We start from the raw sequence: 21473 nt of genomic DNA on the forward strand, positions 1-21473 counted from the left end.
CAGGCAAGAGCCGACTCAAGCCGACACGAGGTGATTCACCCATGCCCAGCATGTCCCGACGTACCCTGCTGCGTTCCGTGGCCGCCGGTGGTGCCGCCGTCTCCGTCCCCGGTCTGCTGACCGCCTGTTCCTCGGGTTCCGGCGACGGCGACGTCTCCAACGCCGGGAAGAAGCTCGCCCCCTGGCCGGCCCACCGCCCCGCCACCGGACCGAAGCCGGATCTCGCCCCGACCGAGGAGGGCGTCCAGGCCGGGTACACGTCCTACCCCTCCGACCTGGCCAAGTCGGTCTCCCGCACCCCGGGCGACGGCTCCACCGTCCGTGTCATGACCGTCTCGTTCGGCACACCGCCCAAGCCCGCCTCGGCGAACCGGTTCTGGGCGGCCGTGGAGAAGGCCCTCGGCGTGAAGATCGAGTACACGATCATCTCCCAGGCCGACTACCAGAAGAAGATGGCGACGGTCATGGCCGGCGACGCCGACGCCCTGCCCGACGTCATCAACATGTTCTCCGGCTTCACCCTGCCCCGCGAGGCACAGTTCGTGCAGCGCCGCGCCCAGGACCTCACCCCGTATCTGTCCGGCGACGCCATCACCGACTACCCGAACCTCGCCAATATCCCCACCCATGCCTGGCGCGACATGGGCCGCATCGGCGGACGGATCTACGGCATCCCGCTGGAGCGCCCGCTGCCCGGGTCGACCCTCTGGATCAACCAGGACATGTTCGCCGACGCGGGCATGAAGGAGGGCTGGACGACCGAGGACTTCACCGCCGTGGCACGGCGGGGCACCCGCGGCAAGACGTACATGCTGGGCGCCGCCGCCCAGTCCCTGTTCGGCAACGCCTACCACGGAGCCGCCCACAACGCGCCCCAGGGCTGGGCCGTCACCGACGACGGCACCTTCCTCGCGGGGGCGGCCGACGAACGGTACAAGGCGGCGATCGCGTTCCAGGCCCAGCTGCGCAAGAACGGTTCCTACCACCCCGACGCCACGTCCATCTCGCAGATCGACCTGACGACCCTCTACTACAACGGCACCGTCGGTTCCATGCAGGACGGGTTCGGCGCCTACCTGCCCAAGTACCGTGAGTCCCAGGGCAAGATGAGCCCGGCGGCCGCCCTCCCGTACAGCGTCGGCGGCGAACCCGGCGGAATCGTCGCCGCTCGCCGCTCCTTCGGCTACACGATCCTGAAGCAGGCGAAGAAGGAGCGCGTCGAACTCCTCCTGCGCGTCCTCGACTACCTCGCCGCGCCCTTCGGCAGCGCGGAGTGGGAACTCGTCCACTACGGCGTCGAGGGCGTCCACTTCACCCGCGCCAAGGACGGCTCGCCCGAGTACACCAAGCTCGGCGAGGTGGAGAACAACACCAACCTGCCGCTGAAGTACCTCGCCGAAGGCCCCCAGGTGCTGTTCGTGCCCGGCATGCCCGACGCCGTTCGGGCCCTGCACACCTGGCAGGGCGAGGTCGTACCGCACGCCGTACGCAACGCCTCGTTCGGGCTGCAGTCCGCGACGAACAACTCCCAGGGCGCCACCCTCAAGACCCTCCTCGACGACACCGCCACCGGGATCATCGCCGGGCGGCTGCCGCTGTCCGAGTGGGACGCGACGGTGAAGAAGTGGCGGAGCCGGGGCGGCGACAGAATGGCCGAGGAGTACGCGAAGGACCACGAGGCCAACACCTGAACAGCGGTGGGCGGAAGAGGAGACGCGGGGGATGGGGAACGACATGGTGTCCAAGGGGCGGGTCACGATCCGCGAGGTCGCCGAGCGGGCGGGCGTGTCGACCGCCACCGCCTCCCGCGCGCTCAGCGGCAACCACCCGGTGCCCGCCGCGACCCGGGCCCGCGTCCTGCGCGCGGCCCGCGACCTCGACTACGTGGCCAACGCGCACGCCCGCGCCCTGGTCGGCGGCGGCCGCAAGATGGCCGCCGTCGTGGTCCGCCAGGTCACCAGCCCCTTCTACGCCCAGGTCGCCGAGGGCGTGGAGGCGGAGGCCGCCGACCGCGGCTGGCTCTGCGTGGTCGGCGCCACCGGCGGGGACGCCCAGCGCGAGATGGACTTCGTGCGGCTCATGCGGGAGGAGGGCGCCCGGCTGGTGATCCTGGTCGGCGGGGTCGTCGAGGACGACGCCTACCGCGAGCGCGTCGCCCACTACGCCCACGCCCTGGACTCCTCCGGAGCCCGGCTCGTGCTCTGCGGGCGGCCCGCGCCCGACCCGGAGATCCCGGCGCTCGTCGTGGAGTTCGACAACGAGGCCGGGGCCCGCGCTGTCACCGCCCATCTGCTCTCGGCCGGGCATCGCCGGATCGTCTTTCTCGGCGGGCTGCCCGGCAACACCGCCCTGGACGCCCGTGTCGCCGGCTACCGCGCCGCCCTCGCCGAGCACGGGCTGCCGCCCGAGGCCGCCCACGTCGTCGACTGCGGACTCGGCCGCGCCCCGGGGCATCGCGCCATGACCGAACTCCTCAAGCGGACACGGGAGTTCACGGCCGTCTTCGCCGGGGACGACATGGTCGCCGCCGGTGTCCTGCGGGCGATCGCCGAGAGCGGACTGAGCGTCCCCGGCGACATCTCCGTCGTCGGCTACAACGACATCCCGCTCGCCGAGGACTTCAATCCGCCGCTCACCACCGTCCGCACCCCCGCCGAGGAACTCGGCCGCGCCGCCGTGCGCATCGCGCTGCGCGACCCCGAGCACGCCGCCGGGGCCCACCATCTGCTCGGCACCCACATCGTCGTCCGCGACAGCGTCGGCGCGCCCCCGCCCGGGCGTGCCCTGTGACCAACGGAGGAACCGTACCCGTATGAGCGCGCCGCACGTGTCGCTCCCCGGCCCGACGCCCTTCCCCCACCTTCCCCAACTGCCGCCCCCCGACCCGCTGACCTCACCCTTGACCGGCTGGACCCGCGCCCACTGGGAGGCGATCGCCGACCGCCTCCTGGACGCCCTGCTGCCCTACGCCTCGCCGGGCCTGGCCCAGTACCGGCTCCCCGGGCCGCCCAGCCACTCCGGGCCCTGGTCGGACGGCCTCGAGGGCTTCGCCCGCTCCTTCCTGCTGGCGGCCTTCCGTATCGCCGGCTCGGGCGGACACCATCCGGGTCTCATCGACCGGTACGCGGCCGGGCTCGCCGCGGGCACCGACCCGCGCGGCCCCGACCGCTGGCCGCCCATCACCGACCGGGGCCAGCCCATGGTCGAGGCCGCGTCCCTCGCGATCGCCCTGCACGAGACCCGTCCGTGGATCTGGGACCGGCTCGACGACCGGGTACGGCAGCGGATCGCCGACTGGCTGGGCGGCTTCGTCGGAGCCGTCGTCAACGACTCCAACTGGCGGCTGTTCCAGGTCATCGCCGAGGAGTTCCTCGCCTCCGTCGGCGCCCCGCACAGCCGCCGGGAGATCGAGGACGGGCTGGCACGCCTGGAGGACTGGTACCGGGGCGACGGCTGGTACACCGACGGCGACGGCCGCAAGTTCGACTACTACAACGCCTGGGCCCTGCACCTGTATCCGGTGCTCTGGGCCCGTATCGCCGGACCGCGCGCCGACCCGGGGCCGGTCACGGCTCACCGCGCACGCCTTCGGAGATTCCTCCACGATCATCAGCACTTCTTCGGCGCCGACGGTGGGCCCGTCCATCAAGGCCGCTCGCTCACCTACCGATTCGCCACGACCGCGCCCCTGTGGGCGGGTGTCCTCGCCGACGCCACTCCGCTGCCGCCGGGCCGCACGCGCCGCCTCGCCTCCGGCGCGCTGAAGCACTTCGCCGAGCGGGGCGTGCCCGACGAGCAGGGGCTGCTCACGCTCGGCTGGTACGGCCCCTTCCTGCCCGTCACCCAGCGATACTCGGGCCCGGCCTCCCCGTACTGGGCGAGCAAGGCCTTCCTCGGCCTGCTCCTGCCCACCGACCACCCTGTGTGGACGGCGCCCGAGGAACCCGGCCCCGTCGAATCGGCCGACGTACGCCTCGCGTTACCCGCCCCGGGCTGGCTGCTGCACTCCACCGCGGCCGACGGGATCGTACGGCTCGTCAACCACGGCAGCGACCGCCTGCCGCCTCCACCCGCCGAGGCCCAGGACAGCCCGCACTACGCCCGGCTGGCCTACTCCAGTGCCACGGCACCCGAGACCCCTCCGGCCCCGCACACGGGCCCCGACCAGCACATCGCCCTGCTCGCCCCCGACGGCACACCGACCCCGCGCGGCCGTATCCACCCCCTCGGCATCGAGGGCGCCCGGGCCGCCTCCTGGCACCGAGCCCTCCTCCCGGGCAGCGGCGAAGGCCACCGCATCGAGACGGTCAGCGTGGTGCACGGCCCTTGGGAGGTCCGAGTGCACCGCGTCGACGCGCCCCCCGGCACGCCCGTGCGCGAGGGCGGCTGGGCCGTGGCCGACGACACCACGCCCCCGACGCCCCGCACCGGCCCGGGCCTGGCCCTGGCCCGGCGCACGGACGGCCTGACCAGCGCGCTCGTCGGCCTGCACGGCTGGAGCGACGACGAGGGCACGGTCGTAGCGGCAGTGGGCGGCAACGCGTACGGCCACCACTCGGCGACGCCCGTTCTGACCCTGCCGTCCCACCCCGGCGGCACCCACCTCCTCGTGACACTGGTCGTACTCAGTGCCGACCCCGCGGTGCACGCCCAGGTCGAGGGGACCCGCGTACGGGCCGGGGGCGACGGGGGAGTGGAGATCCGGTTCCCGGACGGCACGCGGGAGTCGGTCGCGCCGTGACATGCCGAGAGGGCGTGGCCCGGATGGTGAGCCACGCCCTCAGGACCTGAAGCGCGTCAGGCCTCCACGCGCCCCCGCCTCACCGCCTTCGCCAGCATCGGCCACGCCAGCAGCACCAGGATCACCGCGTACACGGTCACCGCGAACGGTGTGTTGACCAGGCCCGTCACGCTGCCGTCGCTGATCTGGAGGGCACGCCGGAGTTGCTGCTCGGCGTTCGGGCCGAGGATGACGCCGATGACGGCGGGGAGCACCGGCAGGCCGTAGCGGCGCATGCCGAAGCCGATCAGGCCGATGATCAGCAGGATCACCAGGTCGATCACCTCGCCGCCGACCGCGTACGCGCCGACCGCCGCGAAGAACATGATCCCGGCGTAGAGGTACGGCCGCGGAATGCGCAGCAGCTTCGCCCACACCGGCGCCAGCGGCAGGTTGAGGGCGAGGAGCAGCACCATGCCGACGAACAGGGAGGCGATCAGGCCCCAGACCAGGTCGGGTTCGCGCTCGAAGAGCAGCGGGCCGGGCTGGATGCCGTACTGCTGGAAGGCGGCCAGCATGACCGCCGCGACGGCCGTGGTCGGCAGGCCCAGGGTCAGCATCGACACCAGAGTGCCCGCCGCCGAGGCGGACGCCGCCGACTCCGGCCCCGCGACGCCCTCGATCGCGCCCTTGCCCCACTCGTCCTTGTGCTTGGACAGACGCTTCTCCGTCACGTACGACAGGAAGGTGGGGATCTCGGCGCCGCCCGCCGGGATCGCGCCGAACGGGAAGCCGATGAACGGGCCGCGCAGCCATGACTTCCAGGTCCGGTTCACATCGTCGCGCCCCAGCCACGGCCGGCCGACCGGGATCGGCTCCGGCGGCCTGCGCCGCAGATGGGCGGCGACCCACAGGGCCTCGCCGATCGCGAAGAGTCCGACAGCGACGATCACCACGTCGATACCGTCGGCCAGTTGGAGCGAGCCGAACGTCAGACGCTGCTGGCCGGTCATCTGGTCCAGGCCCACCAGGCCCAGGGTGAGACCGATGAGCAGGGAGGCGAGGCCGCGGATGCGGGACGATCCCAGCACCGAGGTCACCGCGATGAACGCCAGCACCATGATGGCGAAGTAGTCCGGCGCGCCGATGTCCACGGCGAGCTTGGCGACCGTCGGCGCGAGCGCCACCAGCAGGAGCGTGCCGATCAGACCGCCCGCGAAGTGCCCGACGGCGGCCGCCGCGAGGGCCTGGGCGCCGCGCCCGGACTTGGCCATGGGGTTGCCCTCCATGGCCGCCACCACCGCCGCGCTCTCACCGGGCGTGTTGAGCAGGATGGAGGTGGTCGAACCGCCGAACATCGCGCCGTAGTAGATGCCGGCGAACATGATGAACGCGCCGATCGGGTCGAGCCCGTACGTCACCGGCAGCAGCAGCGCGACCGCCATCGCCGGGCCGATGCCCGGCAGCACGCCGATCGCCGTGCCCAGCAGCACACCGATGACGGCCCACAGGAGGTTGATCGGCGTGAGGGCCGTACCGAAGCCGTCCAGAAGGGAGTTGAAGGCATCCATGTCACAGCACTCCCATCAGCGGACCGCCGGGCAGGGGCACTCCGAGCAGATTGTTGAACACGGTGTAGGTGACGAGGGACAGCCCGGCCGCGATGAGCGGATCGCGGTCGATCCGGCGGCTGCCGAGCGCGTACGCCGCGCCCCAGAACAGCAGTGCGCCCGCGACCGGGAAGCCGAGCGGCTCGATGAGGACGGCCGCGCCGAGGAACACCCCGGCGAGCAGCAGCACCGTGCGCCAGTCGGCGGGCTCGGACAAGTCGACGTCCTCGCCGGTCTCGGCCTGCCCCCGGCCGCCGCGCAGCACGTCCACGGCGAGCAGCGCGGCGATTACCAGCAGCCCGGCCCCGACCACGATCGGCACGGTCTTCGGGCCGACGGGGCCGCGCTGGGCGATGTCCACGTCCATGGTGAGCGCGTCGGTCAGGACGAGCACGCCCAGGGCCAGCAGCAGCACACACACGCCGAGTTCGGAGTGCTCGCGCAGCCACGAGCGCCGTCCGCCGCCGGTCTCGGCGGGGGGAATGTCGGTCTGCGTCGTCACAGTCCCAGCTCCTTCAGCACCGAAACCACGCGCTTGTCCTCGGCGTCGAGGAACGCGCCGAACTTGTCACCGGTGAGGAAGGCGTCGTCCCAGCCGTTCTGCTTCATGGACTTCCGCCACTCGTCGGAGCCGTGCAGCTCCTCGACGAGCCGCACGAGCTTGTCCCGCTCGCCGTCGGTGAGGCCGGGCGGGGCGACGATGCCGCGCCAGTTGGTGAAGTTCACGTCGTACCCGGCCTCGGTCAGCGTCGGCGCGTCGAGCCCCGCGACCCGCTTCGGGCCGGTGACCGCGAGGAGACGCAGCTCGCCCGACTTGATCTGGTCCAGGTACTCGCCGACACCGGAGACACCGAAGGCGACCTTGTTGCCGAGGATGGAGGCGAGCAGCTCGCCGCCGCCGTCGAAGGGGATGTAGTTCACCTGCTTCGGCGGGATCCCGGCGGCCCGCGCCATCAGCATCGGCGCGAGATGGTCCGGCCCGCCGGGGGAGGACCCGCCGCCCACCGGGAGCTTGCCGGGGTTCTCCTTCCAGGCGCCGATCAGGTCGTCGATCGTCTTGTACGGGGAGTCCTTGGCGACCACGACGACGTCCTGCTCCTCGGTGAGCCGGGCGATCGGCGTGGTGTCGCCGAGCGTCTTGGGCGCGTCGTTGGAGCGGACGGCACCCACGACCCCGAGGCCCATGGACATGGCGAGCTTGCCGTTGCCGTGCTCGCTCACCAGCCGGCTGAGGCCCACCGTGCCGCCGGCTCCGGGCAGGTTGAACACCTCGATGTTGTGGGTCAGTCCGGCGTCCTCGGCGTTCTTCGCGGCCGTACGGGCCGTGATGTCGTAGCCGCCGCCGGGCGTGTTGGGGACCATGAAACGCAGGCCCGGGATCTGTGTGCCGGTCTCGGCGCCGCTGCCGGTGGTCAGCAGCGGAGGTCCGACGAGCACGAGCACGGCGGCCCCGAGCAGGGCGAGGGGAGTGCGCAGGCGCACGAGTGCCACCACCTGTCGGTACGTCGATGCGGGTAGGTAAGAGCCCTGTGGGGGAGGGTGATGTGGGCCACATGCTGCACCGGGTGCCGACGGGCTGTCTCTCTTGCGGAACCAACGGAGGTTTTGGTCTTTGTGGTCGGCGGAACGCCGTGCGCACCCCGGCCCCCTGGACCGCAACCGTGCACATCCCTTTCCCTCACCGCAGGTGGACGCCATGATGGGCGGCCCCGGCACGGAAGGAGCGACCCGATGACCAGCGAGCCCCGCACGTCCGCCACCAGCGGCACGATCGACGTCCTCGTGGTCGACGACGACTTCATGGTGGCCAAGGTCCATCGGGCCTTCGTCGAGCGCGTCGACTGCTTCCGCGTCGTCGGCGTCGCCGGTACCGGCGCCCAGGCCGTCAGCGCCGCCGACGCGCTGCGCCCCGACCTCGTGCTGCTCGACCTGCACCTGCCGGACATCTTCGGCCTCGACGTCATCCCCCGGCTGCGTTCCGCGGGCCACGACTGCGACGTCATGGTCGTCAGCGCCGCCCGGGAGGCCGAGACGGTCCGTGGCGCCGTCCGGCACGGGGTCGTCGACTACCTCCTCAAGCCCTTCGAGTCAGAGGAACTGCGCGCCAGGCTGGAGCGCTACGCCGACCGGCGCGGCCGGCTGCTCGGCACGGTCGTGCGCAGCCAGGCCGACGTCGACCGGGTGCTGGCCGGAGCCTCCGGTGGGTCCTCGCCCGTCGCCGCCCTGCCCAAGGGCATGAGCGTGGAGACCGCCGAGCTGGTCGAGCGGGCCCTGCGCGAGACGGACGGCACCCTGTCCGCCAGCGAGTGCGCCGCGATGACCGGCGTCTCCCGCGTGAGCGCCCGCCGCTACCTGGAGCACTTCCATACCGTCGGCCGCGTGGAGGTCTCCCTGCGCTACGGCGTGGCGGGCCGCCCCGAACGCCGCTACCGCTTCCGCGGCCCCGCCGCGCTCCGGCCCGGGGGCGAGGCGCGGGCCTAGGCCTATCGGGAGCGGCTGCGCAGGGGGCGGCGGCGGAGCCGGGCTCGCACGGGGCGCGACGACTCCGAGCGCCCTGCCGAGCCGCAGGTTCGCCCGGCCCGAGAGGCCCGTGGCCCGGAGGTACGCGCGCTGTTCTGGTCGCCGGCCGGAGCAGCGGCGAGCGTCCCGCTACCTCGCCGCGCAGTCGACGTCCTTCGCCGGCAGGCGGCCCGTCGCGAGGTACGCGTTGACCGTGTCGTCGACGCACGGCGCACCGTAGACGCCGTACACCGCGTGCTGATCGGCACCGTTCAGCGTCACCAGACGCGAGGACGGCCACATGCCACGCACGGTCCTGGCGCCGTCCTGGTCGGTGCGCGGGTCCCCGGTGGCGTTGACGAGGAGGGCCGGCAGATCGTCGCGGATCGTGGTCGGGCGCTCGCGCGGCCGGTCCCAGAACGCGCACGGGTTGATGTTGTGCGTGACGGGCGCGAACAGCGGGTCCTGCGCCCGGCCGCGCTGGACGTCGCGCCAGTAGACCTCCGGGTTGCGAGGCGCGGCCCCGTCGCCGCACAGGATCGCCGTCTGCGCGCTGCCGTAAGGGGAGTCGGTGCCCGTCAGCATGAACTCGAGCACCCCGGCGAGCCAGGGAGACGGCGTCACCCGCTGCCCCTCGGACGCCCGCAGCATGTCCCGCATCCCCTGCGCGAAGTCACCGTAGGCGGCGTCGTTGTGCTGGGAGAGGCCGTTGAAGACGACCATGGGCATCACATGCTCGCCCAGCCGGTGGTCGCCGAGCCGCAGTGGTGTCCGGGCCGAGGCCTTCCGGACACGGTCCACGGCGGCCAGCACCTCACCCCGTGTCCCGCCCAGCCTGTAGGTCGCCTCGCGCGCGGCGGCCCAGGACGCCCAGCCCTCCAGCGCGTGCCGGTTGGCCCGCTCGACGCCCCGCAGCAGCCTCGGCCCGTACCGGTCCGGGTCGATCACACCGTCCAGGACGACCCGGTCGGTGCGGCCGGGGAACATCGTGGTGTACACCTCGCCGAGGTAGCTGCCGTACGAGTAGCCCAGGTAGGAGATGCGCCGCTCGCCCAGCGCGGCCCGGACGACGTCCATGTCGCGCGCGGTGTTGCGGGTGGTGGCGTGGGGCAGGGCATCGCCCGCGTTGGCGCGGCAGCGCGCGGCGAGGTCCTTCGCGAACGCGGTCGTGCGGTCGAACCCGGCCCGGTCCGCACCCGCCCCGCGCCAGGCCGAGCCGGTCGGCCAGCGGCAGTCCAGCGGTGTGCTGCGGCCGATGAAGCGAGGATCGACGCCCACCACGTCGTACCGTGCGGCGACGTCCTTCATCGCCTTGCGCACCCACGGCGGATCGCCGAGCGACGGCCCGCCGGGGCCGCCGCCGTTGAGCAGCAGCGGGCCGACGCGGCGGTCGGTGTCGGTGGCGCGGATCCGGGATATCGCGACGGTGATCGTGCGGCCGCCGGGGTCCGAGTAGTCCAGCGGCACCGTGACGTCGGCGCAGCGGGCGCCCGACTGCTCCAGCTCCTTGCCGGTCGTGTCCTGAGGTCCGAGCACGCAGCTCTTCCAGGTGAGGCGCTGCTGCTGGTAGCGGGCGAGGGGGTCGGGGCCGGGGACCGCCTCGGCCGTGGCGGGCAGCACGGTGAGGGCGAGGGCGGCGGCCGTCAGCGCCAGGGCGGCTCGTCCCGGGGCTGCCGGGGAACGGGGTAACACGTGGGTGTCCCTTCTGTGGCGGAACTCCCCTCGGCCGTCCGGCATGGACATGCGGAAGGGGTTGCTGTGGGACAGAACGCTAGGGACGGGCCGCCGTCCGATCACTCCGGCTGGCAGCCCGTTCACGGTGGGGCCAACCCCCGGGAGGATGCGGGGGAATGCCGTTTCCATGGCGCCGACAACAACCGGAATATCCGCCCCAAGCTGGGAGAACGCTCGCGCAGACCTTGTGCAGGTCGCCGCAGGGGGGTTGTCCAGACATGGTCCCGCGCCTAGGGTCACCTTCCGAGTGCAAGCGCTTTCCAAGCGTGAGTCCACCGGCCGTCCGAGGAGCGCCGCATGTCCGTGTCCCCAGGGTCTCCCACCCGCCGCCGCGTGGCCGTCGTCGGCACCGGAGCCATCGTCAGCGGCAGCCATCTGCCCGCGCTGCGGGCCCACTCCGACCGGGTGGAGCTGGTCGCCGCCGTCGACGTCGACCAGGAGCGGCTCGACACCTTCCGCGAGCTGGCCGGCGACCAGGTCGCCGGATACACCTCGATGGACGCGATGCTGGACGCCGTACGCCCCGACCTGGTCCTGATCGGGACACCGCCCTCCCTCCACCGGGAGCAGACGGTGGCCGCGCTCAAGGCGGGCGCCTGGGTGCTGTGCGAGAAGCCGCTCACCCTGTCACTCTCCGAGTACGACGAGATCGCCGCCGCCGAGGAGGCCTCCGGGGCGTACGCGGCGGTCGTCTTCCAGCACCGCTACGGCTCAGGCGCCGTGCACGCCCGCGAGCTGATCACCAGCGGCGAGCTGGGCGCCCCGCTGGTCGCGCACTGCCAGACCACCTGGCACCGGGACGCCGCGTACTACGCGGTGCCGTGGCGCGGCAAGTGGGCCAGCGAGGGCGGCGGCCCCACCATGGGCCACGGCATCCACCAGTACGACCTGCTGCTGCACCTGCTCGGCGAGTGGGAGGAGATCCAGGCCATGGCGGCCCGCCTCGTCCACGACACCGAGAGCGAGGACGTCTCCACCGCGCTGGTGCGCTTCCGGGGCGGCGCCCTCGCGACCGTCGTGAACAGCGTGCTGTCCCCGGACGAGGTCAGCCGCATCCGCGTCGACTGCGCGGACGCCACGGTCGAGCTGACCCATCTGTACGGCCACAGCAACGACAGCTGGGCCTACACCCCGGCCCCGCACGTCGCCTCCGAGCGCGCCACCGCCTGGCGCACCCCCGCGCACGACGTGCCGAGCTCCCACACGGCCCAGCTCGGCGCGCTCCTCGACGCCTACGACACCGGCGCCCGGCCACCGGGCAGCGGCCAGGACGCCCGCGCCACCCTCGAGTTCGCCGCCGCCCTGTACAAGGCGGCGTTCACCGGCCGCTCGGTGCACGCGGGGGAGATCGGCCCCGGCGACCCCTTCTACGAGGCCATGCACGGCCAGTACCCCGACTGGGCCCCCAAGGAGCGCGCATGAGCATCCGAGTCACCCACACCCACGGCGAGGACATCGCCGTCACGGCGGCAGGCGGCACGGAGATCCTCCGCTACGTCTACCGCCCCGACCCGGATCCCTTCGAGTCCCGCAAGCCGTACGCCCACCCCGTACGCACCCTCTCCGGCCGCACGGTCACCGGCTACCGCCCGAACGACCACCGCTGGCACAAGGGCCTGCAGATGACCTCGAGCCATCTGTCCGGCCAGAACTTCTGGGGCGGCAACTGCTATGTCCACGGCCAGGGCTATCTGCCCCTGCCCGAGCGCGTCGGCTCGATGCGGCACGACGGCTTCCCGGACTTCACGGTCGAGGACGACCGGCTCGCCTTCACCGAGAACCTCACGTGGGTCGAGAACGGCGGCGAGGAGTGGGCCCGCGAGGTGCGGGGGCTGACCGTCCACTCGGTGGACGAGGAGGCCGGATCCTGGGCCCTCGACTGGTCGATCCGCCTCACCAACCTCCGTTCCGAGCCTCTGTCCTTCGGCTCACCGACCACCGCGGGCCGTGAGATGGCCGGCTACACCGGACTGCAGTGGCGCGGCCCGCGCGACTTCACCGGCGGCACGGTCTTCGCCCCGGACACCGACGCCGACGTGGGCAAGCTCATGGGCACCCAGGGCCCCTGGCTCGCCTTCACCACCGAGCACGACGACGTCGACGGCCACTCCACCCTCGTCTTCGCGCACGCGCCCGAGAACCTCGACGAGTCGTCCGCGATCCACGAGTCGCACTGGTTCGTCCGCGCCGAGCCCTTCCCGACGGTCGCCTTCTCCTGGGCGTTCTTCGAGGAGTTCGCACTCCCGCCGGGCGAGTCCTTCGCCTACCGCTACCGGCTGGTCGTCGCCGACGGCGCCTGGGACCGCGACCGGGTCGGCACCCACATGGAGAGCCTGCCGTGGTGAGCGACACCGAGCCCGCCCTGCCGCACCCGCTGCCCGGCGCGATCGGCCTGTCCCATCTGAGCGCCTACGACTGGGAGGCCGCCGACGGCGTCTGCGGCGGCAGCCCGCATCTGCACCTGGTGTGCACCGAGGCGTACGTCGTCACCGGCGGCCGGGGCGCGGTCCAGACGCTCAGCCCCGACGGCTACCGGGACATCCCCCTCGCGGCCGGCTCCCTCGCCTGGTTCACCCCGGGCACCGTCCACCGCATGGTGCAGGGCGGCGACCTGCGCATCACCGTCCTGATGCAGAACAGCGGCCTGCCCGAGGCCGGGGACGCCGTGTTCACCTTCCCGCCCGAGGTGCTCGCCGACCCCGAGAAGTACGCCGCCGCCGCGAAGCTGCCGCCCGGCACGGGACCGGAGACGGCGGCTGCCGCCCGGCGCCGCAGGGACCTCGCCGTCGAGGGCTACGTCGTCCTGCGCGAGGCCCTCGAAGCAGGCGACAACGCCCCGTACCTGGAGTTCCAGCGGGCCGCCGCGCGCCTCGTGCGCGACAAGGTGCCCACCTGGCGTGAGCTGTGGCGGGCGGGTGCGCTGGCCACCGCCGAACGCACCGGCGCCCAGCTCGACGCGCTGGAGGTGGGGGAGCCCCTCCACCTCGACGAGGCCACCGCCCACGAGGCGGCGCCCACCCGGCTCGGCGGCTTCGGCATGTGCGGCCGGCGCGACGAGTACAACCTGCCGGGTACCACGCTGCCGTACCAGGGCGAGTAACCCGGCAAGGGCGCCAAGGGGGGCCACAGGCCGAGGGGGGCCAACAGGAAGTCCGAGGAAAGGAGAGGTGACCTCGGCATGCCCGGACACAGGACAACGGGGTTCTGCGCGTCGGCCGCCGCACTGGCACTGTGCGTCATGCTGGCAGGCTGCTCAGGATCCGGGGAGACCGCCGGCGGCGGCAAGGTCGTGCTGCGCTACACGTGGTGGGGCAACCCCGACCGTGCGGCACGCACCGAGCAGGCCGTCGCGCTGTTCGAGAAACAGCACCCGAACGTCGACGTCACGACGTCGTTCTCCGGCTACGACGCCTACAAGCAGAAGCTCGCCACCCAGGCCGCCGGCGGTGACGCCCCGGACGTGATGCAGCTGGACTACCGCCAGATCGACCAGTACGCCTCCGGCGGAGTGCTGCTCGACCTGGCGCAGCAGAAGTCCGTCCTGCGCACCTCCGAGATCGACCAGGGCCTGCTCGCCACCGGCCGCGTGGACGACATCCAGTACGCCATCCCGCAAGGCCGCGGCACCGAGACCGTCGTCCACGACGTCACGACCTGGAAGAAGTCGGGAGTCCCGCTCCCCGGCGAGAGCTGGACCTGGAGCCAGTGGGCCGACGCCATGCGCGCCCTCGCCAAGAAGACCGGCAGGCCCGGGGCCACCGACCCCGGCCAGAGCGAGGACGCCTTCGAGGTCTGGCTGCGCGGCCGGGGCAAGTCCCTCTACACCGAGGACGGCGGGCTCGGCTTCACCGCCGGGGACCTGACCCGCTGGTGGACCTTCACCGACAAGCTGCGCCGCGAGGGCGCCGTCTCGCCCGCCGAGCAGACCACCCAGCTCGACGGCTCCGTGGAGAACACCCCGCTCGGCCGGGGCAAGGCGACCGCCGACACCAACTGGGACGCCCCGTCCAGCGGTTACCTCGCGCTCGTCCCGAGCGGAGTCGCCCTCGCCCCCATGCCGTCCGGCGAGGACGGCACCCCCGGCCAGTACTTCAAGCCGTCCATGTTCCTCGGCGTCTCGGCCAACACCGGCCACCCCAAGGAGGCGGCCCAGCTCGTCGACTTCATGATCAACGACCGGGAGGCCGCGAAGATCCTCGGCGCCGGCCGCGGCATCCCCGTCAACGAGACCATCCGCGACGAGATCGGCCCGGAGCTCAAGGACTTCGACAAGACCATCGCCGACTTCCAGGCATCCCTCGACGGCAAGCTCAAGGACCCGCCCCAGGCCCCGCCCTCGGGTGACAACGCCCTGCAGACCACCTTCCAGCGCGACTACGACCAGGTGTCCTACGCGCGCATGTCGCCCCGCGAGGCGGCCGAGAACTACGTCACCGAGGCGAAGGCGGAGCTGAGGTCATGACCACCACCGCGATCCCCCCGGAGGCGAAGCACGCCCCCGCCACCGCCCCGAAGCGCCGCCCCAAACGCGAACGCGAGGGCGCCGCCTGGGTGTTCCTGTCCCCGTGGGTGCTCGGCGCGACCGTCCTGACGCTGCTGCCGATGGCCGTCTCGCTGTACCTGTCGTTCACCGACTACGACCTGTTCAACCCGCCGCAGTGGGTCGGCCTGCGCAACTACACGCAGATGTTCACCGAGGACCCGCGCTACTGGCGCTCGGTCCTGACGACCCTGACGTACGTCGTCATCGCCGTGCCCCTGCAACTCGCGCTCGCCCTCGTCGTCGCGCTCGCCCTGAAGGGCATGAAACGTGGCAAGGGCTTCTACCGCTCCGCCTTCTACGCGCCCTCGCTGCTCGGCGCGTCGATGTCCATCGCCCTGGTCTGGCGGGCGGTCTTCAACGACGGCGGCACGGTCGACAACCTGCTCGGCACCGGCGGCTGGGTCAACAAGCCCGGCTTCTCGCTGCTGGCCGTCGCGCTGCTGACGGTGTGGCAGTTCGGCGCCCCGATGGTCATCTTCCTCGCCGGGCTCCAGCAGATCCCCGCCGAGCTGTACGAGGCGGCGGCGGTGGACGGGGCCGGGAAGTGGCGGCAGTTCCTGTCGGTCACCGTGCCGATGCTGTCCCCGGTGCTGTTCTTCAACCTGGTCCTGCAGACCATCCAGGCCTTCCAGGTGTTCACGCCCGCCTTCGCGGTCAGCGGCGGCAAGGGCGGGCCCGCCGACTCGACTCTCGTCTACACCATGTACCTCTACGACCGGGGCTTCGTCGCCTCCCACATGGGCTACGCCTCCGCCATGGCCTGGGTGCTGCTCGTCGTGATCGGCGTCGTCACGGCGGTGCTGTTCCGCACCTCCCGCTCCTGGGTCTTCTACGCCTCCGAGGGGGACCGATGACCTCGACTGCCCTTTCCCACAAGCCCGTTCGCTGGGGCCGTGTCGCCGTGCACCTCGGCTGCCTGGCCGCGCTGCTGGTCATGCTGTACCCGCTGGCCTGGCTGCTGGCCACCTCGCTCAAGCCCGCCGACGAGGTCATCGCGAGCCTGAACCTGCTGCCCGGTCACCTGGAGTGGTCGAACTACTCCACCGCCCTGGACGGCGTCAACGACGTCTCCATCTGGCGGCTGCTCTCCAACTCCCTGCTGATCGCGGGCGGCGCCGTCCTCGGCAACGTCCTCAGCTGCTCGCTCGCCGCCTACGCCTTCGCGCGCCTGAGGTTCCGCTTCCGCGGGCCGCTGTTCGCCTTCATGATCGCCACGATCATGCTGCCGCACCACGCGGTGCTGATCCCGCAGTACATCATCTTCAACCAGCTCGGCCTGGTGAACACCTACTGGCCTTTGATCCTGCCGAAGTTCCTCGCCACCGAGGCGTTCTTCGTCTTCCTCATCGTGCAGTTCATGCGCGGACTGCCGCGCGAACTGGAGGAGGCCGCCCGGATCGACGGCTGCGGGCCCTTCCGCAGCTTCTTCCAGGTGGTACTGCCGCTCACCCGCCCGGCCCTGATCACCACGGCCATCTTCACCTTCATCTGGACCTGGAACGACTTCTTCACCCAGCTCATCTACCTCTTCGACCCGGACAAGTTCACACTGACCCTCGCGCTGCGCTCCTTCGTGGACGCCTCCAGCACCTCCGCGTTCGGCCCGATGTTCGCGCTGTCGGTGATCGCGCTGCTGCCGATCGTGCTGTTCTTCCTCGCCTTCCAGCGGTTCCTGGTGGAGGGCATGGCCAGCTCCGGAGTCAAGGGATGAGCGGGGTGCGGACCCGTGAGCCCGGCGAGGTGTTCGGACCGCGCACGGCCCTCTTCGCCGACGTGCTCAGTGTCGGCCTCGCCACGGCGGCGGCCTGTCTCCCGCTGCTCACCGCACCGGCCGCGCTGTCGACGGCCTGCGCCGTACTGCGTGGCGCGGGACAGGACCGGCCCGTCACGGCGGGGCGGTACGTCGCCCTGCTGCGACGGCGGCTCAGGGCCGGTGACCTGCTGGCGGGCTTCGTCGCCCTGGCGGGCCTGCTGCTCCTCGCGGCCGATCTGGCGCTGGCCGGGGCGGGGCTGCCGGGGGCGCGGCTGTTCGCGGTGGCCGCCGCCGCCATCGGCGCCGGCGCGCTGGTGATCGGCCTGCGAGCTTGCGCACGCCCCGAGTCACTCACCGACTGGCGCGCGGCGGTGCGCGGGGCGGCCCGGGACGCCGTGGCGGACGTGGGCGGCAGCGGGCTGGTCCTGCTGGCCGTGGCGACGGCCGCGCTGTGCGCCTGGATGCTGCTGCCCCTGGCCTTCCTGGCCCCGGGGCCGCTGGCCATGGCGCTCACGGCCGTAGATGTGCGCCGGTCGGCTGTGGTTCTCCTGGAACGTTCCTGAGATCAGGGGCCGTTGAGGCGCGTCCATGGCCCATGGCGCCTCAACGGCTCGCAGCGCACGGATGGGCTCCGGCGCCTCAAAGGTCTCCGGCGCCTCAACGGTCTCAGGCCGTCCGGGATCTCCGGAACCTCAACGGTCTCCGCCCGTCCAGGATCTCCGGAACCTCAACGGCCGATGGAACCGATGCTGATCCGCGGCCACGACCGAGCCGCCGTCAGCAGGGCCTGGGTCCGTGCCGAGGGAGTGGCCGCCGCCGCGGCCAGTGCCGCCGCGGCGCTGGCGATGCCGAGGACCGCGCCGGCGGCCACGTCGCCCGGGTAGTGCACGCCCGTGTGGATACGGGAGTAGCCGACGGCGCTCGCCAGCGCCCCGAGCGGCACCGCGGCGGGCGGCAGGACCACACCGACGGCGGTGGCGAACGCGACCGCCGACGCGGTGTGCCCGGACGGGAACGAGGCCGACGTGGGCATCCGGACATGCCGGTCCACCGTCACCCGGGCCGCCTCCCGGTCCGGCCGGGCCCGGCGCACCAAGCGCTTGCCGAGCAGGTTGGCGGAGGCCGACGCCACGGCGATCGCCCCGACGCCGACGACCGCGGCCCGGCGCGGACGCTTCCCGGCCAGCGCCAGGGCGGCGGCGATGCCGAACGAGATCTTGGAGTGGTCCGCCGCGTGGGACAGATGGCGCAGCGTCCGGTCGAGGGTGGGCGTGGGGGTGGCGGCCACGGCCGCGTAGAGGGCGCCGTCCACGGCCCTGAGATCGCCGAGTGCGGCGGCCAGGAGCCGGCCGGGTCCGCTCGCGGGCTTCCCTTCGCTCGGCAGCGGACGGGGGGCGTCCGCGTCTGTGATCGTCGGATCGGTCATGTTGCTTCTCCCCGCAGTGGCCTTTCCCCAGCAAGGTACCGGCTCACGCCGGGCGCACGCTCGGCGCCCCCGCGGGCCGGTACCCGCCGAGTGCCCACGCGGCGGACGGCCATCCGTGAGCCGGCCCCGGCACCGCCGCCCGGGCGACCTGCTGAACTTGCGGCATGACGTCACCGCTCCACCGGGCCCTGCGCGCACTCGACCGCTTCCACTCCGCCCGCCCTTGGGACCACAACGCCCACTTCCATCGCTGGATCCTGCGGCAACTCCCCGCGCGTGCGGGAAACGCCCTGGACGTGGGGTGCGGCAGCGGTGACCTCGCCCGGCTGCTGGCCGGCCGGGCCGAACAGGTGCACGGGATCGACGCCGACCCGGCGATCACGGCCCGGGCGCGGGAGCTGACCCCGGCGGCGGTCCCGGTGACCTACGCGGTGGCCGACGCGCCGGCCGGGCTTTCCGACGGGCCGTACGACGTCATCACCTGCGTCGCCGTGCTCCACCACCTGCCGTTCGCGGAGACGCTCAAGGCCTTCCGTGAGCGTCTGGCCCCCGGCGGCACGCTGGTCGTCGTCGGGGTCTCCCGGGAACGGACCCCCGTCGACCACGTCCTCGGCATCGCGTCGATCCCGCTCAACATCGTCATGGCCCTGGTCAAGAACCGCGGCCGCCGGGCAGCACGCCCGGCCTCGATGACCGCCCCCACGAGACCGGCGGACATGACCTTCCCCGAGATCCTCCGCGAGGCCCGTGCCGTCCTGCCCGGTGCCCGTCTGCGCCGCCGCCTGTTCTGGCGCTGCACGCTGGTGTGGCACCACCGCTGACCCGCGTGCTCAGCCGGCGGCTCGGAAGGTGCGCAGCCGTAGCGAGTTGCCGACGACGAAGACCGAGGAGAAGGCCATCGCAGCCCCGGCGATCATCGGCGTGAGCAGTCCGGCCGCGGCCAGCGGCAGGGCCGCCACGTTGTAGGCGAAGGCCCAGAACAGGTTCGAGCGGATGGTGCCGAGGGTGCGGCGGGAGAGGCGGATGGCGTCCGCCGCGGCCCGCAGGTCGCCCCGCACGAGGGTCAGGTCCCCGGCCTCGATCGCGGCATCCGTGCCGGTGCCCATGGCCAGCCCCAGATCGGCCTGGGCGAGGGCCGCCGCGTCGTTGACACCGTCACCGACCATCGCCACCGAACGGCCCTCGGCCTGAAGCCGCTTGACGACATCGACCTTGTCCTGCGGGAGTACCTCGGCGACGACGTCCTCCGTGGCGATACCGACCTCGCGGGCGACGGACCTGGCCACCGCCTCGTTGTCGCCGGTCAGCAGGACGGGGGTGAGCCCGAGGGCACGCAGCCGTTCGACCGCCTCCGCGCTGGTCTCCTTCACCGCGTCGGCGACCTCCAGCACCGCACGCGCCTCGCCGTCCCAGGCGACCGCGATGGCGGTGCGTCCGGCTTTCTCGGCCACCGCCCTGGCCTCGGTCAGGCTCTCCGGCAGCTCCATCGACCAGTCGGCCAGCAGCCGCTCCCGCCCGACGAGCACGGCGTGGCCCTCGACGACGCCCTGCACGCCGAGTCCGGGCACATTGGCGAAGTCCTCCGGCGTGGGCAGCGCGCCGCCCAGCCGCTCCAGCGCCCCGTCGGCGACGGCACGGGCGATCGGGTGCTCGGAGGAGTGCTCCAGGGCCCCGGCCAGCCGCAGCACCTCGGCCTCGTCGGTGCCGTCGGCGGTGTGCACGGCCAGCAGGGTCATCCGGCCCGTGGTGACGGTGCCGGTCTTGTCGAGGACGACGGTGTCGACCCGGCGCGTCGACTCCAGCACCTCCGGGCCCTTGATGAGGATGCCGAGCTGGGCGCCCCGCCCGGTGCCGACCATCAGCGCGGTCGGCGTGGCCAGACCGAGGGCGCACGGGCAGGCGATGACCAGGACGGCGACCGCGGCCGTGAAGGCGGCCGTCAGACCGACGCCGTTGCCCAGCCAGAAGCCCAGCGTGCCCAGCGCGAGGGCGATCACGACCGGCACGAACACGGCGGAGATCCGGTCCGCGAGCCGCTGCGCCGCGGCCTTGCCGTTCTGCGCGTCCTCCACCAGCCGGGCCATGCGTGCCAGTTGCGTGTCGGAGCCGACCCGGGTGGCGCGTACGACGAGCCGCCCGCCGACGTTGAGCGTGGCGCCCGTGACCGGGTCGCCGATGCCGACCTCCACCGGTACGGACTCGCCGGTGAGCATCGAGGCGTCCACGGCGGAGGAGCCCTCGACGACCGTCCCGTCCGTGGCGATCTTCTCGCCGGGCCGGACCAGGAAGCGGTCACCGACCCTCAACTCCGCTACCGGAACGGTCTGTTCGCGGCCCTCGTCCCGCAGCACGGTGACGTCCTTCGCGCCCAGCTCCAGCAGCGCCCGCAGCGCCGCTCCCGCCGTGCGCTTCGCACGGGCCTCGAAGTACCGCCCGGCCAGCAGGAAGGCCGTCACGCCCGCGGCGGCCTCCAGGTAGATGTTCCCCGCGCCGTCCGTGCGCTCGATGGTCAGCTCGAAGGGGTGCGTCATGCCCGGCGTGCCCGCGGTGCCGAGGAACAGCGCCCACAGCGACCACAGGAACGCGGCCGAGGTACCCACCGAGATCAGCGTGTCCATGGTGGCCGCACCGTGCCGGGCGTTGGTGAACGCCGCCTTGTGGAAGGGCCAGGCCGCATAGGTCACGACGGGCGCGGCCAGGGTGAGCGACAGCCACTGCCAGTACGCGAACTGCAGCGCCGGGATCATGGCCATGGCCACGACGGGGACCGCCAGCACCACGGCCGTGACCAGCCGCTCGCGCAGCGGACGGAGCTCGTCGGTCTCCTCGGGCTCGGTGGGGCGCTCGGGCGGCGCCGGCTCGTGAGCGGTGTACCCGGTGGCCTCGACGGTGGCGATCAGATCCCCGACCGAGACGTCACCGGAGTGGCTGACCTTCGCCTTCTCGGTGGCGTAGTTGACGGTGGCGGTGACCCCGTCCATGCGGTTGAGCTTCTTCTCGACGCGCGCCGCGCAGGAGGCACAGGTCATGCCTCCGATGACGAGTTCGACTTCGGTGTCGGTGCCGATCGTTCCGGTGGTCATGCTCCCTGTATACCCCCTAGGGGTATCATCGGCAAGTGCGGCGACAGCTTGACTGGGTACCCCCTAGGGGTATGGTGAAGTGCATGGAGGCCCCGCATCCGAGCG

At 72.6% G+C, this 21473-nt stretch carries 18 protein-coding genes; 12 read left to right on the top strand and 6 right to left on the bottom strand.

What is annotated here, in order from left to right:
* The first annotated feature begins 41 nt into the window (after positions 1–41).
* The 3 genes from KJK29_RS35680 to KJK29_RS35690 are packed head-to-tail and all read left to right on the top strand — an operon-like array spanning position 42 to position 4741.
* Complete coding sequence (locus KJK29_RS35680; RefSeq protein ID WP_215123317.1) at positions 42–1691, top strand: extracellular solute-binding protein; 1650 nt, start codon at positions 42–44, stop codon at positions 1689–1691.
* A gap of 31 nt (positions 1692–1722) precedes the next feature.
* Complete coding sequence (locus KJK29_RS35685) at positions 1723–2790, top strand: LacI family DNA-binding transcriptional regulator (RefSeq protein ID WP_370869182.1); 1068 nt, start codon at positions 1723–1725, stop codon at positions 2788–2790.
* A 22-nt stretch (positions 2791–2812) separates the two neighbouring features.
* Positions 2813–4741 carry a DUF2264 domain-containing protein gene (locus tag KJK29_RS35690; RefSeq protein WP_215123318.1) on the top strand — a complete coding sequence of 643 codons (1929 nt, stop codon included), beginning with the start codon at positions 2813–2815 and terminating at the stop codon, positions 4739–4741.
* Positions 4742–4797: 56 nt separating this feature from the next.
* Here KJK29_RS35690 and KJK29_RS35695 read toward each other — a convergent pair whose 3' ends face one another.
* From KJK29_RS35695 to KJK29_RS35705, 3 genes are read right to left on the bottom strand one after another with little or no spacing between them, the layout of a single operon-like run.
* Positions 4798–6291 carry a tripartite tricarboxylate transporter permease gene (locus tag KJK29_RS35695; protein ID WP_215123319.1) on the bottom strand — a complete coding sequence of 498 codons (1494 nt, stop codon included), beginning with the start codon at positions 6289–6291 and terminating at the stop codon, positions 4798–4800.
* A 1-nt stretch (position 6292) separates the two neighbouring features.
* A complete protein-coding gene (locus tag KJK29_RS35700; protein ID WP_215123320.1) occupies positions 6293–6832 on the bottom strand; it encodes a tripartite tricarboxylate transporter TctB family protein in 540 nt (179 codons plus the stop codon).
* A complete protein-coding gene (locus KJK29_RS35705; protein ID WP_215124571.1) occupies positions 6829–7812 on the bottom strand; it encodes a Bug family tripartite tricarboxylate transporter substrate binding protein in 984 nt (327 codons plus the stop codon). Before KJK29_RS35705 ends, KJK29_RS35700 begins: the two co-directional genes overlap by 4 nt.
* Before the next feature lie 249 nt (positions 7813–8061).
* On the opposite strand from KJK29_RS35705, the gene KJK29_RS35710 reads away from it, so the two are divergent.
* Complete coding sequence (locus KJK29_RS35710; protein WP_215123321.1) at positions 8062–8811, top strand: response regulator; 750 nt, start codon at positions 8062–8064, stop codon at positions 8809–8811.
* 168 nt (positions 8812–8979) lie between these two features.
* Here the strand turns inward: KJK29_RS35710 and KJK29_RS35715 are convergent, their stop codons facing one another.
* Positions 8980–10521, bottom strand: a complete 1542-nt coding sequence (locus KJK29_RS35715) for an alpha/beta fold hydrolase (RefSeq protein ID WP_251058019.1) — start codon at positions 10519–10521, stop codon at positions 8980–8982.
* 339 nt (positions 10522–10860) lie between these two features.
* On the opposite strand from KJK29_RS35715, the gene KJK29_RS35720 reads away from it, so the two are divergent.
* From KJK29_RS35720 to KJK29_RS35750, 7 genes are all read left to right on the top strand, one after another.
* Complete coding sequence (locus tag KJK29_RS35720; protein WP_215123322.1) at positions 10861–11985, top strand: Gfo/Idh/MocA family protein; 1125 nt, start codon at positions 10861–10863, stop codon at positions 11983–11985.
* Positions 11982–12908 carry a DUF6807 domain-containing protein gene (locus KJK29_RS35725; protein WP_215123323.1) on the top strand — a complete coding sequence of 309 codons (927 nt, stop codon included), beginning with the start codon at positions 11982–11984 and terminating at the stop codon, positions 12906–12908. Before KJK29_RS35720 ends, KJK29_RS35725 begins: the two co-directional genes overlap by 4 nt.
* Entirely contained in the window at positions 12902–13663 is a 762-nt protein-coding gene (locus KJK29_RS35730) for a cupin domain-containing protein (RefSeq protein WP_215123324.1), read from the top strand. The genes KJK29_RS35725 and KJK29_RS35730 overlap by 7 nt, the downstream gene beginning before the upstream one ends.
* 78 nt (positions 13664–13741) lie before the next feature.
* Positions 13742–15025, top strand: a complete 1284-nt coding sequence (locus KJK29_RS35735; RefSeq protein WP_215123325.1) for an ABC transporter substrate-binding protein — start codon at positions 13742–13744, stop codon at positions 15023–15025.
* The gene (locus KJK29_RS35740; RefSeq protein WP_215123326.1) at positions 15022–15960 is read left to right on the top strand and encodes a carbohydrate ABC transporter permease; all 939 of its coding nucleotides are present in this window, start codon (positions 15022–15024) and stop codon (positions 15958–15960) included. The genes KJK29_RS35735 and KJK29_RS35740 overlap by 4 nt, the downstream gene beginning before the upstream one ends.
* A complete protein-coding gene (locus tag KJK29_RS35745; RefSeq protein ID WP_215123327.1) occupies positions 15957–16817 on the top strand; it encodes a carbohydrate ABC transporter permease in 861 nt (286 codons plus the stop codon). The genes KJK29_RS35740 and KJK29_RS35745 overlap by 4 nt, the downstream gene beginning before the upstream one ends.
* Complete coding sequence (locus KJK29_RS35750) at positions 16814–17422, top strand: hypothetical protein (RefSeq protein WP_215123328.1); 609 nt, start codon at positions 16814–16816, stop codon at positions 17420–17422. Before KJK29_RS35745 ends, KJK29_RS35750 begins: the two co-directional genes overlap by 4 nt.
* Positions 17423–17586: 164 nt before the next feature.
* Here the strand turns inward: KJK29_RS35750 and KJK29_RS35755 are convergent, their stop codons facing one another.
* The gene (locus KJK29_RS35755; RefSeq protein WP_215123329.1) at positions 17587–18285 is read right to left on the bottom strand and encodes a phosphatase PAP2 family protein; all 699 of its coding nucleotides are present in this window, start codon (positions 18283–18285) and stop codon (positions 17587–17589) included.
* A 164-nt stretch (positions 18286–18449) separates the two neighbouring features.
* Here KJK29_RS35755 and KJK29_RS35760 point away from each other — a divergent pair, with 164 nt between their 5' ends.
* Positions 18450–19106: a class I SAM-dependent methyltransferase gene (locus tag KJK29_RS35760; RefSeq protein ID WP_215123330.1), complete on the top strand. Its 657-nt coding sequence runs from the start codon at positions 18450–18452 to the stop codon at positions 19104–19106.
* Between the two features lie 9 nt (positions 19107–19115).
* On the opposite strand, the gene KJK29_RS35765 is transcribed toward KJK29_RS35760, so the two are convergent.
* Entirely contained in the window at positions 19116–21368 is a 2253-nt protein-coding gene (locus KJK29_RS35765; protein ID WP_215123331.1) for a heavy metal translocating P-type ATPase, read from the bottom strand.
* Between the last annotated feature and the right edge of the window lie 105 nt (positions 21369–21473).

The sequence above is a fragment of the Streptomyces koelreuteriae genome (assembly GCF_018604545.1).
GTDB classification, from domain to species: domain Bacteria; phylum Actinomycetota; class Actinomycetes; order Streptomycetales; family Streptomycetaceae; genus Streptomyces; species Streptomyces koelreuteriae.